Here is a 16,721-nt window from a genome sequence, read left to right as displayed (position 1 = left end):
GAAGGCAAAATAAAATACAATAAAATTAAAAGGGGCGTTAAAAATGAAAAATACAATGATAAAATTAATTTTAGGATTAGGATTCACAGCACTTTTAGCAGGTTGCAGCACGAATAAAGCCAATGTAGACTCATATGAACAAATTAAAGATGAAGGAAAATTAGTAGTGGGTTTAGACGATACATTTGCTCCTATGGGTTTTCGTGATAGTAATGGAGACATTGTAGGATTTGATGTGGATTTAGCAAATGAAGTAGGTAAAAAATTAGACATAGATGTTGAGTTTCAAGCTATCGATTGGGCGCTAAAAGAAACCGAATTAAAGAGTGGGAATATTGATGTGATTTGGAATGGTTATACCATTACTGATGAAAGAAAAAAACAAGTTGACTTTAGTTCGTCTTATTTAGAAAATAGTCAAATTATTATTGTATTAGAAGACAGTAAAATCCAAACAAAAGAAGATTTAAATGGAAAAGTAGTGGCAGCTCAACAATCCTCAAGTGCGGTAGATGCTATTAATGCTGATGAATCGAATATAGTAGATTCCTTTGCAAATCAAGAAGTGGTTCTGTATCCTTCAAATAATGATGTGTTCAATGACTTAGCATCAGGTAGAAGTGAAGCTATTGTAGTTGATGAAACATTAGGACGTTATTACATGAAACAAAATGCAGATGTTAGCTATCGTGTACTAGAAGATAACTTTGGAGAAGAAGAATATGCGGTAGGCATGCGTAAAGAAGATGATCAATTAGCTGAAGCTATTGATAAAGCGTTAGAAGAATTAAAAGCAGATGGTACTTTTGATAAAATTTATGAAAAATGGTTTGCTGAATAAAACGAGAAAATCAAATAACTAAAAAAAGAAAGTTTATAGAGTTTTAGGAGGAGTAAAACCATGAAAAAAATAATGATTAGTTTACTAGCTGTTTCATTCTTTATGATGGCTTGTGGCAACTCTAAAAAAAATGCAGCTGAAGAGATATTTTTAGGAGAACCTGGGGATACTTTTGTAGTGGGACTAGATGACACATTTGTACCAATGGGTTTTCGAGATAATGCAGGAAACTTAGTAGGATTAGATATTGATCTAGCCACAGAAGTTGCTAAAAGATTAGAATTGAAAATTGAATTCCAGCCGATTGATTGGGCGATGAAAGAAACCGAATTAAATTCAGGAAATATTGATGCTATTTGGAATGGGTATTCTATAACGGAAGAACGCAAAGAAAAAGTTGCTTTTAGTACACCTTATACAAGTGGAGGACAAATATTTGTTGTTTTAGAAGATAGCCCTATAAAAACTTGGGAGGATCTAAAAGGAAAAGTAGTAGCAGGTCAACAAGCTTCTAGTACTGTTAGTTTATTGGAAACTCATGAAAGTGGCATTATGAAAACTTTTGCTAATGGGGAAATTATTCAGTATCCATCTTATAATGATGTATTTAATGACCTTGATAGTAAAAGAAGCGATGCAATTGCAGTCAGTGAATTGTATGCCCGTTATACGATGAAACAAAAAGGGGCAGAAAAGTATCGCATTTTGGATGAACGTTTCGCATATGAGGATACTGCTGTGGGTGTAAGAAAAACAGATACTCAATTTTCAGAAAAGTTAAATACTACGTTAGCTGAAATGGAAAAAGACGGAACATTAGATGAAATCAAAGATAAATGGATCACAGAATAAACTAATAGTAGGAAAAGGATGAGTATAAAATGGATTTGATTGCTGAAATAACGCCTAGTTTATTAGATGGGTTAAAAACAACATTGTTATTATTTTTAATCATAGTTATTGTAACTATCCCATTGGGGTTTTTAGTCGCTTGTGTACGAGTGTATGCTCCAAAATGGATATCTTGGATCATACAAGTTTATGTTTACATCATGAGAGGTACCCCATTGTTGCTGCAATTAATGGTCGTATTTTTCGGCTTACCACTTGTTGGAATAACTTTTGATCGCTTTTCAGCTGCCGTTTTCACATTCATCATAAATTATACAGCTTATTATGCAGAAATTTTCCGCGGTGGTATTTTGTCTATTCCAAAAGGACAGTTTGAAGCAATTAAAGTGTTGGGTATCGGGAAAATAAATGGGTTTAGAAAAATTATTATCCCACAAGTTATACGTGTTGTGCTGCCTTCTGTAGGGAATGAAGTGATTGCGTTAGTAAAAGATACCTCTCTTATCTATATCTTAGGGTTAGGAGAGTTATTGCGCGCTGGTCAAATTGCAGCTAACACATATGCATCTTTGATTCCATATGCAGCAGTTGGAGTAATTTATTTACTGGTGACAGGTATAGTGACTTTAGCATTGAATGCTATTGAGAAGAAGTCTAATTATTAAAGGAGAAGGTTAAAATGGGATTGAAAGCAACGAACCTAACGAAAAAATTTAATGGAATAGACGTGATCAGAAATTTTGACTTCACTATTGAAGCTGGAGAAATTGTGACACTTGTTGGTGAATCAGGCACTGGAAAGACTACGTTAATGAGATTGTTGAACCAACTTGAACAAGCAGACAATGGAACAATCACCATTGATGATCACTATTTATGTCGTGAAACTCCAGGAGGCAAAATAGAGTATGCCTCAAAAAAAGAACGCGTATCTTATAGCAATCAAATAGGTATGGTATTTCAAGATTATCAATTATTTCCTAATTTAACGGTTATGAAGAACTGTATCGAAGCACCATTAGATCAAAAATTGATGACAAAGGAACAAGCCATTAAAAAAGCAGAATTACTACTTAAACAAATGAACATTTTAGATAAAAAAGATGTTTACCCAAGTACATTATCTGGAGGACAGCAACAGCGTGCAGCGATTGCCAGATCGATGATGCTCAATCCTAAAATTATCTGTTTTGATGAACCAACCTCAGCATTGGATCGTGATTCAGCAAACGAAGTAGGTAAAATGATTCAATCGATTGCTTCATCTGGTACAGGTATTTTGATTGTCACTCACGACATAGAATTTGCTGAAAAATTTGGAACAAGGGTAGTATCGTCAGATACATTTTTGTAATAGGTAAAATTAAAAGACAATTGTTTTAGTAATGTGATGTTTAGCTAAAGTATTTATTGACGCAGGCAATACAATTTGGTATGATGTTAATGTTGTAAATGTGTAGCACCACAACTACAACCGCACTGGAATGAGTTTAAGTCCATAACGGCACTCATGATGGCGAGTCTAAGTCTAATAAGGAGGTGCGAAAGAATGTACGCAATTATCAAAACAGGTGGGAAACAAATTAAAGTTGAGGTTGGCCAAGAAATCTACATTGAAAAATTGAATGTTGAAGCTGGTGAAACTGTAGTCTTTGAAGAAGTTGTCTTAATTGGTGGAGAAGAAACAAAAGTTGGAGCTCCAACTATTGTGGGAGCTACTGTTGAAGGTACTGTTGAAAAACATGGTCTTCAAAAGAAAGTTACGACTTTTATCTACAAACCTAAAAAACATAGTCACCGTAAACAAGGTCACCGTCAACCATATACAAAAGTTATTATCAACGCAATCAACGCATAAGAAAGTGGTGTTCCAATATGATTCAAGCATTCTTTAAACGTAATAACAAAGAAGACATCGTTTCCTTTGAAGTTACAGGACATGCAGAGTCTGGACCCTACGGCAGCGATATCGTATGTGCAGCTGTTTCAGCATTAGTGATAGGAACAACAAATAGCATTTCTGCTTTATCAGGCGTTTCTCCATTAGTAGAAACAAATGAAGAGGTAGAAGGCGGCTATTTATATGTTGAGCTTTTAAGCGAATTAACTGAAGAACAGTCGAAAATTTCACAAATTCTTCTCGAGAGTCTACTTCTTTCCTTAACGGGAATTGTTGAAGAGTATCCAGAATATGTCAAACTTGCACAGTAAAAAAATTATAATAGGAGGTGCAACTCATATGTTAAAAATGAATTTACAATTCTTCGCCCATAAAAAAGGTGGCGGTTCTACAACTAACGGACGTGACTCAAACTCTAAACGTTTAGGCGCTAAACGTGCAGATGGACAAACTGTTTCAGGTGGTTCAATTTTATTCCGTCAACGCGGAACTAAAATTTATCCAGGTGTTAACGTTGGAATCGGTGGAGACGATACTTTGTTTGCTAAATGTGACGGAGTTGTTCGTTTCGAACGCAAAGGCCGCGACAAAAAACAAGTTTCAGTTTATCCAGCAGCTCAATAATTTAAAATGAAAAGCTCTTCTACTATTAGAAGAGCTTTTTTGACTGTTATGGTTTCACTTATCTTTAAGAAACGGAATCATAACCATTTTAATTCACACAACACGATAAAATTGTCAAAAAATAGGTGCGAAGTTCTTGAAATTAAAGTGAGCTCTTGCTTGAAACCTGGCCGTTTATTCGTTAGAATGAAAGAGTAGTGTTTTTAACTTATGACTCATTTCAATTCTTATAAACACCATCACTCAAGGGTGTAAGTAAAAAAGAAAGAGGTTGAAATTATTGTCTCAAAAAGAAATTGAACAGCTATTTAATCAATTGGATACTTCAGTCCAACTCTTGCAAAAAGAATTAGACGTTTCTTATTTAGAGGCTCTTTCGGAAACAGGAGAAAATATTCTGGCCAATAAACAACCTCATCAAATAGATGGTTTGCCTTCAGATGAAACTGTTGGAAAGTTAACTCAACTCTATCAAGATATTAAACTAGATAGTATGGAACCAGAAGAAATTCGAAAGGCTATACAGTTAGCTCTTTTGAAAGGTTCGAAAATGGATGTATTGCAACCAAACCACCAAATGACACCAGATGCTATTGGTTTCATTTTCAACTATTTGATTGAGAAATTGATCAGTGAAAAAGATAAAACGATTCGCTTACTGGATCCCGCTGTGGGGATGGGTAATCTTTTATCAACTGTTTATAATGGGTTATTATCAAAAAGTATCTCGGTAGAGGCTGAAGGAATCGATAATGATGATTTATTGATAACGCTAGCTTCTGTTAATACAGTAATGCAAAGACAAAGCGTAACATTGACCCATCAAGATGCAATACAAGATTTGCTTATAGATCCAGTTGATGTTATTGTGAGTGACTTGCCTGTCGGATATTATCCACTGGATGAAAAAGCTAGTAAATTTAAAACGGCAGCAAAAAATGGTCATTCTTATGCTCATCATCTATTCATTGAACAAAGTTTATATTACTTAAAAAATGGTGGATTTGGTATCTTTTTAGTTCCAGCTCAGTTATTTGAAACGGATGAAACACCAGCATTATTGAAAATGATTCAAGAAGAGGCTTTCTTACAAGGAATGTTAAATCTGCCAAACGAATTATTTAAGACCAAGAATTCACGTAAATCAATTCTCTTGATTCAAAAAAAAGGGGATAATGCCAAACAAGCTAAACAAGTCTTGTTAGCGCAAATTCCAGACTTTAAAAATCAAAAAGCTATGCTTCAATTTATGAAAGAAGTAGATAGCTGGAAAAAAGAGAACATTTAAAAACTTAAATTAGGAGATGGAAAATATGTCAAAAACAATTGCAATTAACGCAGGTAGTTCAAGTTTAAAATTTACATTGTATGAAATGCCAGCTGAAGAAGAAATCGCTTCAGGGATTATCGAAAGAATCGGTTTAAACAATTCAATCTTCACTACAAAATATGCAGGTGAAAAATATAAAGTTGTCGAAGATATTGAAAACCACGAAATTGCTATTCAAATGGTATTAGATAAATTAATTGAACTAAAAGTTATTGCAAACTACGAAGAAATTACTGGTGTAGGACACCGTGTAGTAGCTGGTGGAGAATTATTTAAAGATTCAGCATTAATTACGGATGAAGTATTAGCACAAATCGAAAGTTTAGCTGAATTTGCTCCACTACACAATCCAGCTAATGCTACAGGAATTAAAGCTTTCAAAAAATTATTGCCAAATATTACAAGTGTAGCTGTTTTTGACACATCATTCCATACAACAATGCCTAAAGAAAACTACTTGTACAGTCTTCCAATGGAATACTACACTGACTTTGCAGCACGTAAATACGGAGCTCATGGTACTTCACATAGATATGTTTCTGAGCGTGCAGCTGAGATGTTAGGAAAACCACTTGAAGAAACAAAAATTATTACTTGTCATTTAGGTAACGGTGGATCTATTACAGCTGTAAAAGGTGGAAAATCACTTGATACATCTATGGGATTCACTCCTTTAGCAGGTATCACAATGGGAACTCGTACTGGAGACATTGACGCATCATTGTTGCCTTTCTTAATGGATAAATTAAACATTACTGATATCAATGACATGATCTATATTTTAAATAATAAATCTGGCTTACTTGGTCTTTCTCATGTTTCAAGCGATATGCGTGATGTCGAAGAAGAAGCAGAAAAAGGAAACGAAGATGCACAAACAGCATTAGATATTTTTTACAATCGTGTTCAAAAATATATTGGACAATACTTTGCTATCTTAAATGGTGCAGATGCAATTGTCTTTACTGCAGGAATTGGAGAAAATTCTCCAGAAACCCGCCAAATTATTATTGATGGCATGAACTGGTTTGGTGCTGAAATCGATGCAGAAGCTAACAATGTACGTGGAAAAGAACGCATTATTTCTACTCCAGAATCAAAAGTTAAAGTACTATTGATTCCTACAGATGAAGAAATTATGATTGCTCGCGATGTTGAAAGATTACGTGCATAATAATAACTAAAGTAAATAAAAAAACAACCAATTGATTTGGTTGTTTTTTTATTTTGCTTTTTACTTGTTAATCTCTTTTATTTTCTAAATCAGTACGGACAATTAATACATCACAATTGGCATGTCGTATAACATATTCTGAAACGGAGCCTATAAAAATACGTTCTACAGCATTTAAACCGGTCGCGCCCAACATGATCAAGTCGATATTTTGGTCTTCTGGTATCTGTTTTGCAATCAATACTTTTGGAGAACCGTATTCGATAGAGTAAGTAATATCTTGAACACGATGATTTTTTGCATAACGTACATACTCTTCTAATGTGTTTTTAGCTTGTTCGCTTGCTTTATCAGCCATAGCTCCATCAAAAGTAGAGATGCTTTGAAATGCGCGAGTGTCAATAACATGAGCAAGAACTAACGTTGCAGAGTTTCTTACAGCAACTTGTACAGCTTTCTTAAAAGCTAACTCAGCTTCTGTTGAACCATCTACAGCTACTAAGATACGATTGTATTGTTGTAACATATGTGATCACTCCATTCCTTATAATAAAATAAATGAATTCTTCTTTCTAAGCTCATTGTACTCCAAATGTATCCATTTTCATAGAAATATGAAAGAGAGTTAGTGGTTTGCCTTTATAACAGAATAATAAAAATTACATTCGCTTGTTTAATCCAATGATAAACAAAAGCATTGTAAACACTACAAAAACTAAAACAGTGAAAGCCAACCAATTTGGATGAAAAAAAATAAGTACAAGTGAGGCAAGACCTTCAATGAAAAAGAGTACTCCATATACTTTGAAAAATGTTGCAGCTTCCATAGGAAGTTTTTTATCAGTAGTGGTTAATAATACGGCAGCTTTTCCTGTATAAAAAAAATAACCTGCATACATCAAGAGTAAGGCAAAAATAAAGAATAGTACAGATAATAGCATGACACACATCCTTCTTTCAATTATAGTATAGATTAAGAATACCATATATTTTAATTAAATTAAGTGTAAATGCGTATATGGAAAAGAAAAAAGCCATTCAATTAAGAATGACTTTAAAAGTTTTAAACTTTAAATGAGAAATCCGATGATGCCGTTATTATGCTCAGTTAGTATTGAACCCGCAGTTAGCAGGTGGGCTCCGCTGTCAAGCTTCTAACTACCAAGTGAAAAGGCATGTTATCCGTTTGAATCAGGTTGGATCCCAAGGTAATATTAATTGTTCGGTCAACACATGTTGAGCAAGACGAACATCTCAGAAATCTTATCCTTATATTAGCATAGGGAAGTATTATTGTCAATAAATAGGCTGCTCGTTTACTGATGAAAGCTAGTCAACAACGCAAAGAAAGCGGTTAATACTTATTGATGTGTTTCTTTTTTGAATTGATTGAGTCGTATTGTTTTGCTAGCGTATCTTCATATTTCCCAGTATGGTTTGGTGTATAATAAGAAGCATTTTTTATTTTTGCTGGTAAATATTGTTGATCTACCCAAGCACCTGGATAACTATGCGGATAAAGGTAATCTACGCCGCGACCTAATTTTTTAGCTCCACTATAATGAGAATCCCTTAAGTGATCTGGTACATCTCCACTTTTTCCAGCTCGTACATCTTGTAAAGCTGCATCAATCGCTACGTAAGACGAATTTGATTTTGGAGAAAGGCAGAGATCTACAACTACATTTGCTAAAGGGATCCTGGCTTCCGGAAAGCCTAATTTTTCAGCAGCCTGAACAGCGGTAACCGTTCTAGAAGCTGCTGAAGGATTTGCTAATCCAATATCTTCATAAGCAATAACCATTAGGCGTCTTGAAATAATAGGAAGATCACCTGCTTCAACCAATCGAGCAAGATAATGAAGTGCTGCATTTACATCACTTCCACGAATGGATTTTTGCAGCGCTGAGATGACATCGTAGTGAGCATCGCCATCTTTATCATGAGTTAAAGCTTTTCTTTGAACACATTCTTCAGCAATTTCTAAAGTAATCGTAATGATACCTTGTTGGTCAGGAGAAGTAGACTTGATAGCGAGTTCTAAACCATTCAAAGAACTTCTTAGATCTCCATTTGTTGCTCGTGAAAAATGCAATAAGGCTTCGTCTGTAATTGTAACTTTGTCATTGCCAAATCCTCTCTCAGCGTCATGAACTGCGTTCCATAATGCTTGTTGAATCTCTTCATTAGAAAGAGGTTTTAGTTCGAAAATTTGTGTTCTGCTCCGAATGGCTGGATTGATAGTAATATAAGGATTTTCAGTTGTAGCTCCAATCATAATGATTCGGCCGTTTTCCAAATGAGGCAATAGAAAATCTTGTTTAGGTTTATCTAGACGATGGACTTCATCTAAAAGCAAGATGACCGTTCCGCTCATTTTTGCTTCTTCCACAACAATTTGTAAATCTTTTTTTGTATCACTAGCAGCATTTAAAATTCTAAAAGCATATTTGGTAGTGCCCGCAATGGCGCTCGCAATACTTGTTTTACCAATTCCTGGAGGGCCGTATAAAATCATGGAAGAGAGCATTTTAGCTTCTACCATTCGTCGGATGATTCGGCCTTTCCCGACTAAATGTTGTTGTCCAACGATATTATCGATATGAGTGGGTCTCATTCGATAAGCTAAAGGTTGATTCATAAAGAGTATCCTCCCATCTTGATCTTACCGATAGTATACCATTGTCATTGAATGGATTCTACAAAAAGGAACGTTTGTTTGATGGTTCTGACTTACAATTGCAAAGTAATGTTATCTTTGGATTGGCTTTTCTAGGATTATTTGCGATAATGTGTAAGAAGTCATTTATTTTTGAGTTGATTCTATTCATCAAATAGAATAGTAAAGATAGAAGAAAGGAACTTTTTTAATGAGTGAAAGAAAAGTGACTGAAGTTTTAAAAAATTGTATACAAATGAAAAAGAACCATCGTAGTGCTTTAAAAAATAAATCAAAGTTGGTGTTGCATTCTTTAGCAAAAAATAAAAAAAGACAACAACAAATTTTAGATTTGAATCAGGAAGTGGCAAACGAAATGAAATCAAATGAAGTCAAGAAAATAGAAGAAGAACTTCTTCAACAAGCCAAACAAGAAGCGCAGGATCTTTTGACATTTACATTTCATGAATCAGAGAAAATGTATCAGGAGGTTCAAAGAGAAATTGTAACAGTCAAAGAAGAAATTTTAGTAGAAAAAAAACAAGCTATTGATCAATTGAATGAAGAAAAACAAAAAGCTGAAAAAATTACGCAACTAGCTGAAAATAATGCAGATGAACTAATTACTTCAGCAAACAAGAAATTGAATCAAATAGAAGAGGAACTCTCAGTGAAAAAAGTGACTTATCAAATAGAAATAGACAGAGAATTAGAGAAACTTGTAAAAGAAAAAGAATGGTTTGAACAGTATCAGAAACAAGTACAAGATTCCATTGAAAGAAAAGAAAAAGAGCTGTTTTATAAAAATCGAAAAAAAATTGAACAAGAACAAGCAGAAAAAGCAACCTTGCAGAATAAAATCGATTATTTAAAAGCCTTAAATACCAAACGCAAAATAAAATCTTATCGTATAGGCCTTATTATTTTTGGGTGTACCGTAGTCATGAGTGTCTTGATTTCAATGTTTAGGTATTCTACGCCAATAATACCTTTTATTATTGCATGTTTAGCTTTTCTATTGGTTTATATCAACTTAGTAGATGGAAAAAATGAACAAGAAATTAAAGAAATCGGATTTCAAAACGCTTCTTTAATTGAAAAAAATAAAATGCTGACCGAAACAATAGAAGACTTGGAAAAAGATATAAAAAAATTGACTGAAGAAAAGATAGAAATTGAACGAACGAAGCGTCAATCACAAGATAATATTGAGTTTTTAAAAATCATGCAAGCTGATTTGAAAGAATCTGAAATTCATCGTAGAATATTGGAATCTGAGAATGCAGCATTAAGAAAATATTTGGTTAGTGAAGAACCAGGTACTCAATTTAATGACTTCGTCTAAAAAAGAAGTGAGATGATTTTTGATAGGAGGAAAGCTAAAAAATGATTAAGTTATCACCTTTTGAACAAGTTCAAGAATTTCATGAAGTTTTTGATAAGCCCGGGAAAAGTAAACCACAAGCTTTAACTCCAGAAGAGGCGATTAAACGAGCAAATTTTACAACAGAAGAAGTAATAGAATTTTTATATGCCAGTGTAAAAGGCGATATAACGCAATTTGATGAAGTAATTTTAGAATGGAAAAATGCTGCGGAAGAATCAATAGTCAAAATAAAAAATGAACAAAAAGAAGTTCAAAGCCGATTAATTGGACAAGTAGATGCATTAACGGATGCGAATTATTTTAACTATGGTTCTTTTGTACTGATGGGGATCGATCCTGATCCTATTTTTTCAATTGTTCATCAAGCAAATATGGGAAAGCTTTTTCCAGATGGCAAACCACGATATAGAAAAACAGATGGAAAAGTAATGAAACCAGCTAATTGGGAAAATGATTTTGCTCCCGAACCCAAGATTCATGCAGAAATAGAGCGACAAATAAATAAGGCAAATGAGGAATGTTAAAAATGAAAACCGTTAAACAAATGATACAAGAAACAGAAATGAGTAAAGCTTATTATCAAGCCGTTTTTGGGATTGAGAAAGAAGGATTGAGAGTAAACGATAGCGGTCAACTAGCTGTAACAGACCATTCAAAAAAATTTGGGAATAGAACTTATCACCCTTACATTCAAACAGACTACAGTGAATCGCAATTAGAATTAATTACTCCTCCGTTAAATTCTATCCAAGAGAGTTACAATTGGTTAACGGCTCTACATGATGTTGTACTCCAAACGTTACCTGAAGATGAAGCCATATGGCCGATAAGCATGCCCATGGTTTTGCCAGATGAAAAAGATATTTCTGTTGCTAAATTAGACAATAAAGCTGATGTTCTCTATAGAGAAACATTGACTCGCAAATATGGTAAAAAGAAACAAATGATTAGCGGAGTGCATTACAATTTTGAATTGGATAGTCAATTGATTCTCCGATTATATGAAAGCCAAACAGAATATACAACTCTAACGTCGTTTAAATCAATGATATATCTAAAATTAGCAAAAAATTTCCTTCGTTATAGATGGTTATTAACGTATTTATTGGGAGCATCTCCTATAGTAGATGAATCCTTTTTTACAAGTCAGGAGCTTCCAAAGAAATATGTAAGAAGTATTCGAAGCAGTCATTACGGATACGTTAACCAATCAGAAGTCTCTGTCTCATTTGAAACGATTGAAGATTATGTTCAAAGTTTACAAAATATGGTAGCAAAAGGTTTCTTATCTGAAGAAAAAGAATTTTACTCAGCTGTTCGTTTTAGAGGAACCAAAGATGCTGAAGAATTGTTAACAAAAGGGATTTCGTATCTTGAATTAAGAAGTTTTGACTTGGATCCTTTTGATTCAGCCGGTATGTCAAAAGGAACGATGGAATTTGTACATCTTTTTTGTTTGTATATGATATGGATGGATGAAACTGCTACTATGAAAGAAATTGAAATTGGGGAAGAAATGAGCCAATTGACAGCTATGGAAAATCCAGTATCCGTTTCTCAATTTCAAGAAGAAGGATTAGAGCTTTTGAAACAAATGGAAAACATGATTCATTTGACTACTGATTCTGAAGCAGCCTCTCGTTGTCTTCAAGAAGTTAGAAACCAATTAAAGAATCCTACTCTAACAATAGCTGCGCGTATGGTGCAGGAAATAGAAGAAAAAGGATCATATATTGAATTTGCATTAGAATTAGCTAAGCAGTATAAAGATGAAGCGACTAAAAGGCCGTATAATTTAAGAGGATTTGATTATTTAGAAATGTCCACTCAGTTATTAATTTTTGATGCTTTACAAAAAGGAGTCCAAGTAGAAGTTTTAGATAGTCAAGATCAATTTTTAAAACTAACCATGGGACAACATGTTGAATTTGTTAAGAATGGAAATATGACAGCAAAAGATTCTTATATTGCTCCTCTTATTATGGAGAATAAAACCGTTACGAAAAAGATACTAGACTCTGCAGGTTTTCATGTTCCGGCAGGCGAAGAGTATACGACAATCGATGAAGCAAAAGCAGCATTTTGGCGTTATAAAAATAAGTCTGTTGTTGTTAAGCCTAAGTCGACTAATTATGGTTTAGGAATTTCTATTTTTAAACAAGCACCTGTAAAAAATGATTATGAACAAGCAATTGAAATAGCCTTTAAGGAAGATATTGCTGTACTTGTTGAAGAGTATATTTCGGGAACGGAATACCGTTTCTTTGTGTTAGATGGTAAAGTTCCGGCCATTTTATTGCGAATACCTGCTAATGTTGTGGGGGATGGACAAAAAACGATCAAAGAATTAGTCCAAGATAAAAATAAAGATCCATTACGTGGTGAAGAAAAGCACCGTTCGCCACTTGAGAAAATCGCTTTAGGAGAAATAGAACAATTGATGTTAAAAGGACAAGGATACACAATTGAAAGCATACCTGAAAAAGATAAAAGGGTTTATTTAAGAGAAAATTCTAATATCAGTACTGGTGGAGACTCAATTGATGTAACCGATGAGATTGATGAAAGTTATAAAAAAGCAGCGATTCATATGACTGAAACGATTGGAGCTAAAATTAGCGGAATAGATTTAATTATTCCAGATCCGACTATTCCAAGTGAAAATGAACAGCATGGATACACAGTGATAGAAGCGAATTTCAATCCGGCTATGCATATGCATGCCTATGTATATAAAGGAAAAGGTCGACGGTTAACGATGGATGTACTAAACATGCTGTTTCCAGAATTAAACGAAGATGTTTCTAGTACAGGTAAGACTCATTAACAAAAAATAAGAGTCTTGTTGAATAGATAAAAAAGTGATAAAATTTAGTAATTGTTAGTTTGAACAAATAAGGGAGGACTACATTAGAATGGAAAAAATGTATTTTGATCATGCTGCAACTAGTCCTGTTCACCCAGAAGCTATTGAAGTGGTTTATGAAGCAATGAAAAATCATTATGGTAATGCATCAAGCATTCATAATTATGGAAGAGACAGCCGTCGCATTGTAGATAATGCTCGGGTTGTTTTTGCTAAAAGTATAGGTGCTAAACCAAATGAAATTATTATTACTAGCGGTGGTACAGAATCAGATAATACAGCAATTATTGAAACAGCCTTAAAAAGACAACAAGAGGGTAAACATATTATTACGTCAATGGTAGAGCATCATGCTGTTTTGAGACCAATGGAATATTTAGAAACACTTGGATTTGAAGTGACTTATTTGCCGGTTGATGAAAAAGGGCAAGTTGATCCCAATCTGGTTAGAGCAAATTTAAGACCAGACACCATTTTAGTCTCAATCATGTATGCAAATAACGAGGTAGGAACTGTAATGGATATAGCTGAAATTGGCGCTGTCATTGATGAAAATGAATCAACAGCATACTTTCACACAGATGCTGTTCAAGCTTATGGAACAGAAGATATCGATGTTAAAAGAGACCATATTGATTTACTTTCTGTTTCAGGACATAAAATCAATGGTCCTAAAGGAATTGGCTTTCTTTATGTCAATGAAACGATTCATTTACCAAGTTTTATGCTAGGTGGAGAACAAGAAAAAAAACACCGAGCTGGAACAGAAAATATTCCTGCCATTTCCGGTTTACAAAAAGCAGTTGAAATCAGTCAGCTTAACCGAGAAGAACGCAAAGTGCAGTATCATGAGTTACGCACTCAATTGATTGAACAATTAACTCAATCAGGTATAGAATTTGAACTAAATGGAAATAAAGAAAACCAATTAGAACATATCATGAGTCTATGGATCAAGCATGTTTCTTCAGAGCAGTTATTAATGAGTTTAGATTTAGCCGGCATAGCTGTTTCAGCCGGTTCAGCATGTACGGCTGGAAATATTGACCCAAGTCATGTCTTACTTGCTATGTATGGAGAAAAAAGTCCTATTGTTGGAGAAACGATCCGTGTGAGCTTTGGGCTTGGAACTACATCTGAACAAATCACTTATTTAGCTGAACAACTGATAAAAATTAGTTTAAGGTTGAAGAGATAAAATAGAAAAAAAGAGCTTGAGTTAGATAGGTTCCTTTTAGAGTAGACCAACTATTTTTAGAGTCTGCTTAACAGGTTTACTTCAGCTATCTAGCTCTTTTTTTATAGATAAGGATATAGAGACTATGTTATAGTAGAAAATGAAAAGGGTTACGATTAAGAAGAGAAGCGAGGGAACGGTATGGCATTTGAAAAGAAAGCAACTTTACAAGGATCAACTGAATCGTTTAAAGTGAATCCCAATGCAAAAAAATATACATTAAGAGATAATGGATTTGAAGAAACGACTAAAGGGAATTTTCAATTTACTCGAACGATGGATGCTGATCCAACGAATAAACAAAGTGTAAAATTAAAAATTGTAGTTACTGATGATTTAGCACAACTAAAAATTTCGACAACAACAGGTAATGGATTGCGAACAGTTAACATCTACAATGGAGCTGCCTATGCAGCTATTCGCGAAAAAGTAGATTTCACTTTTCATGACCTTATTGAATGTGGAGTATTAGAAAAAGTATAAAAATGATAAAATTTTAAATTAATTAGCAATAGGAGAGGTACTTCATGAAGATGAATTCGTCTCCTATTTGGGTTGAGCGACTTGATTTCTGACTAAAAGTTAGTATAATGATAAAGACTGGAAAAATGCGACCTTCAAATCGTAAAGATTTTCAGAATCTATTTGAAATGATGGTGATGTAATGAAAGACAATAGCAAGACTCGTGTTGTAGTCGGCATGAGTGGAGGCGTTGATTCATCCGTTACAGCTTTATTGTTAAAACAACAAGGCTATGATGTGGTGGGTATTTTTATGAAAAACTGGGATGATACAGATGAGTTTGGTATGTGTACAGCGACGGAAGATTATAATGATGTTGCGCTAGTAGCTAATCAAATTGGAATTCCATATTATTCTATTAACTTTGAAAAACAATATTGGGATAAAGTTTTTACCTACTTTTTAGAAGAGTATAAAAAAGGCCGTACGCCTAACCCAGATGTTATGTGTAATAAAGAAATCAAATTTAAAGCTTTCTTAGATTACGCTATCGAACTAGGCGCAGATTATGTGGCTACTGGACATTACGCTCAAGTAGAACGAGATGAAAATGGCGTTACTCATATGTTAAGAGGCGTAGATAACAATAAAGATCAAACTTACTTCTTAAATCAATTATCGCAAGAACAATTGGCTAAAACGTTATTTCCTCTTGGCGGCATGCAAAAGCCAGAAGTACGTAGAATCGCTGAAGAAGCAGGATTAGCTACTGCTAAGAAAAAAGACTCTACAGGTGTTTGCTTTATTGGAGAACGTGATTTCAAAAAATTCTTAATGACTTATTTACCGGCACAACCAGGTAAAATGATGACAGTAGATGGGGAAATAAAAGGGCAACATGATGGATTGATGTATTACACTATCGGCCAACGTCAAGGGTTAGGTATTGGCGGCGGAGGCAAATCAAGTGATCCTTGGTTTGTTATTGGGAAAGATCTAGAAACCAATACGTTGTATGTAGGACAAGGTTTTAATCATGAATGGCTGCTTGCTACTCATTTAGAAGCTTCTGACCTTCATTTTACAATAAATGAAGAAAAACCTCGTTCATTTAAATGTACAGCTAAATTCCGTTACCGCCAAGCTGATACCGGTGTTACGGTTCACTTGAACGAAGATGGAACAGCAGCTACTGTTGAATTTGACGAACCAGTACGCGCAATCACTCCTGGACAAGCAGTTGTTTTTTATGACGGCATGGAATGTTTAGGCGGCGGTACGATTGATGCAGCTTACAACGAAACAAGAGAATTGCAATACGTTTAAAAAAATCATTGATTTCAAAAAAGCTAGGGCTTGCCCTAGCTTTTTTGTTGTACATAGGAAAG

Annotated in this window: 18 protein-coding genes, 1 other RNA gene and 1 other annotated feature; of the genes, 15 read left to right on the top strand and 4 right to left on the bottom strand. The window is 34.3% G+C overall.

Annotated elements, in window-relative coordinates:
- The first annotated feature begins 43 nt into the window (after positions 1 to 43).
- The 9 genes from NST49_RS10665 (at position 44) to NST49_RS10625 (ending at position 6,721) form a co-directional block, all read left to right on the top strand.
- On the top strand, positions 44 to 841 hold the full coding sequence (locus NST49_RS10665) for an amino acid ABC transporter substrate-binding protein (RefSeq protein WP_023177462.1): 798 nt from the start codon (positions 44 to 46) through the stop codon (positions 839 to 841).
- Between the two features lie 60 nt (positions 842 to 901).
- On the top strand, positions 902 to 1,693 hold the full coding sequence (locus NST49_RS10660; protein ID WP_034536435.1) for an amino acid ABC transporter substrate-binding protein: 792 nt from the start codon (positions 902 to 904) through the stop codon (positions 1,691 to 1,693).
- A 29-nt stretch (positions 1,694 to 1,722) separates the two neighbouring features.
- Entirely contained in the window at positions 1,723 to 2,358 is a 636-nt protein-coding gene (locus tag NST49_RS10655) for an amino acid ABC transporter permease (protein ID WP_211251475.1), read from the top strand.
- Positions 2,359 to 2,372: 14 nt separating this feature from the next.
- Positions 2,373 to 3,047 (top strand): amino acid ABC transporter ATP-binding protein, encoded by a 675-nt coding sequence (locus NST49_RS10650; protein ID WP_023177463.1) that lies wholly within the window; start codon positions 2,373 to 2,375, stop codon positions 3,045 to 3,047.
- Between the two features lie 108 nt (positions 3,048 to 3,155).
- Positions 3,156 to 3,227, top strand: a sequence feature (ribosomal protein L21 leader region).
- A 15-nt stretch (positions 3,228 to 3,242) separates the two neighbouring features.
- Positions 3,243 to 3,551, top strand: coding sequence for a 50S ribosomal protein L21 (gene rplU, locus NST49_RS10645; RefSeq protein ID WP_013710487.1), 309 nt, complete (start codon positions 3,243 to 3,245; stop codon positions 3,549 to 3,551).
- 17 nt (positions 3,552 to 3,568) lie between these two features.
- Positions 3,569 to 3,904, top strand: a complete 336-nt coding sequence (locus NST49_RS10640; RefSeq protein WP_013710488.1) for a ribosomal-processing cysteine protease Prp — start codon at positions 3,569 to 3,571, stop codon at positions 3,902 to 3,904.
- 28 nt (positions 3,905 to 3,932) lie between these two features.
- Positions 3,933 to 4,217 (top strand): 50S ribosomal protein L27, encoded by a 285-nt coding sequence (gene rpmA, locus NST49_RS10635; RefSeq protein WP_023177465.1) that lies wholly within the window; start codon positions 3,933 to 3,935, stop codon positions 4,215 to 4,217.
- Between the two features lie 280 nt (positions 4,218 to 4,497).
- Positions 4,498 to 5,505 carry a class I SAM-dependent methyltransferase gene (locus NST49_RS10630; RefSeq protein WP_023177467.1) on the top strand — a complete coding sequence of 336 codons (1,008 nt, stop codon included), beginning with the start codon at positions 4,498 to 4,500 and terminating at the stop codon, positions 5,503 to 5,505.
- A 25-nt stretch (positions 5,506 to 5,530) separates the two neighbouring features.
- Positions 5,531 to 6,721: an acetate kinase gene (locus NST49_RS10625; RefSeq protein WP_023177468.1), complete on the top strand. Its 1,191-nt coding sequence runs from the start codon at positions 5,531 to 5,533 to the stop codon at positions 6,719 to 6,721.
- 67 nt (positions 6,722 to 6,788) lie between these two features.
- Here NST49_RS10625 and NST49_RS10620 read toward each other — a convergent pair whose 3' ends face one another.
- From NST49_RS10620 to NST49_RS10605, 4 genes are all read right to left on the bottom strand, one after another.
- Positions 6,789 to 7,247 carry a universal stress protein gene (locus tag NST49_RS10620; protein ID WP_023177470.1) on the bottom strand — a complete coding sequence of 153 codons (459 nt, stop codon included), beginning with the start codon at positions 7,245 to 7,247 and terminating at the stop codon, positions 6,789 to 6,791.
- A 133-nt stretch (positions 7,248 to 7,380) separates the two neighbouring features.
- A complete protein-coding gene (locus tag NST49_RS10615) occupies positions 7,381 to 7,662 on the bottom strand; it encodes a hypothetical protein (RefSeq protein ID WP_341048494.1) in 282 nt (93 codons plus the stop codon).
- Positions 7,663 to 7,797: 135 nt separating this feature from the next.
- Positions 7,798 to 7,985, bottom strand: a non-coding RNA gene (gene ssrS, locus NST49_RS10610) — 6S RNA.
- A gap of 90 nt (positions 7,986 to 8,075) precedes the next feature.
- On the bottom strand, positions 8,076 to 9,362 hold the full coding sequence (locus tag NST49_RS10605) for a replication-associated recombination protein A (RefSeq protein WP_341048493.1): 1,287 nt from the start codon (positions 9,360 to 9,362) through the stop codon (positions 8,076 to 8,078).
- Positions 9,363 to 9,591: 229 nt separating this feature from the next.
- Here NST49_RS10605 and NST49_RS10600 point away from each other — a divergent pair, with 229 nt between their 5' ends.
- From NST49_RS10600 to mnmA, 6 genes are all read left to right on the top strand, one after another.
- Complete coding sequence (locus NST49_RS10600) at positions 9,592 to 10,725, top strand: hypothetical protein (RefSeq protein ID WP_341048490.1); 1,134 nt, start codon at positions 9,592 to 9,594, stop codon at positions 10,723 to 10,725.
- 41 nt (positions 10,726 to 10,766) lie between these two features.
- Positions 10,767 to 11,291 (top strand): haloacid dehalogenase, encoded by a 525-nt coding sequence (locus NST49_RS10595; protein ID WP_034536444.1) that lies wholly within the window; start codon positions 10,767 to 10,769, stop codon positions 11,289 to 11,291.
- A gap of 2 nt (positions 11,292 to 11,293) precedes the next feature.
- Positions 11,294 to 13,594: a bifunctional glutamate--cysteine ligase GshA/glutathione synthetase GshB gene (gene gshAB, locus NST49_RS10590; protein ID WP_341048487.1), complete on the top strand. Its 2,301-nt coding sequence runs from the start codon at positions 11,294 to 11,296 to the stop codon at positions 13,592 to 13,594.
- Between the two features lie 88 nt (positions 13,595 to 13,682).
- Complete coding sequence (locus NST49_RS10585) at positions 13,683 to 14,831, top strand: cysteine desulfurase family protein (protein ID WP_034536446.1); 1,149 nt, start codon at positions 13,683 to 13,685, stop codon at positions 14,829 to 14,831.
- A gap of 180 nt (positions 14,832 to 15,011) precedes the next feature.
- Positions 15,012 to 15,353, top strand: a complete 342-nt coding sequence (locus NST49_RS10580; RefSeq protein WP_034536447.1) for a cysteine desulfurase — start codon at positions 15,012 to 15,014, stop codon at positions 15,351 to 15,353.
- Between the two features lie 181 nt (positions 15,354 to 15,534).
- Positions 15,535 to 16,659 (top strand): tRNA 2-thiouridine(34) synthase MnmA, encoded by a 1,125-nt coding sequence (gene mnmA / locus NST49_RS10575; RefSeq protein WP_034536448.1) that lies wholly within the window; start codon positions 15,535 to 15,537, stop codon positions 16,657 to 16,659.
- Positions 16,660 to 16,721: the final 62 nt, after the last annotated feature.

It is taken from the genome of Carnobacterium sp. FSL W8-0810, assembly GCF_038007125.1.
Classification (GTDB): Bacteria; Bacillota; Bacilli; order Lactobacillales; family Carnobacteriaceae; genus Carnobacterium_B; species Carnobacterium_B inhibens.
This window is presented reverse-complemented; position numbering and strand designations above follow the sequence as displayed.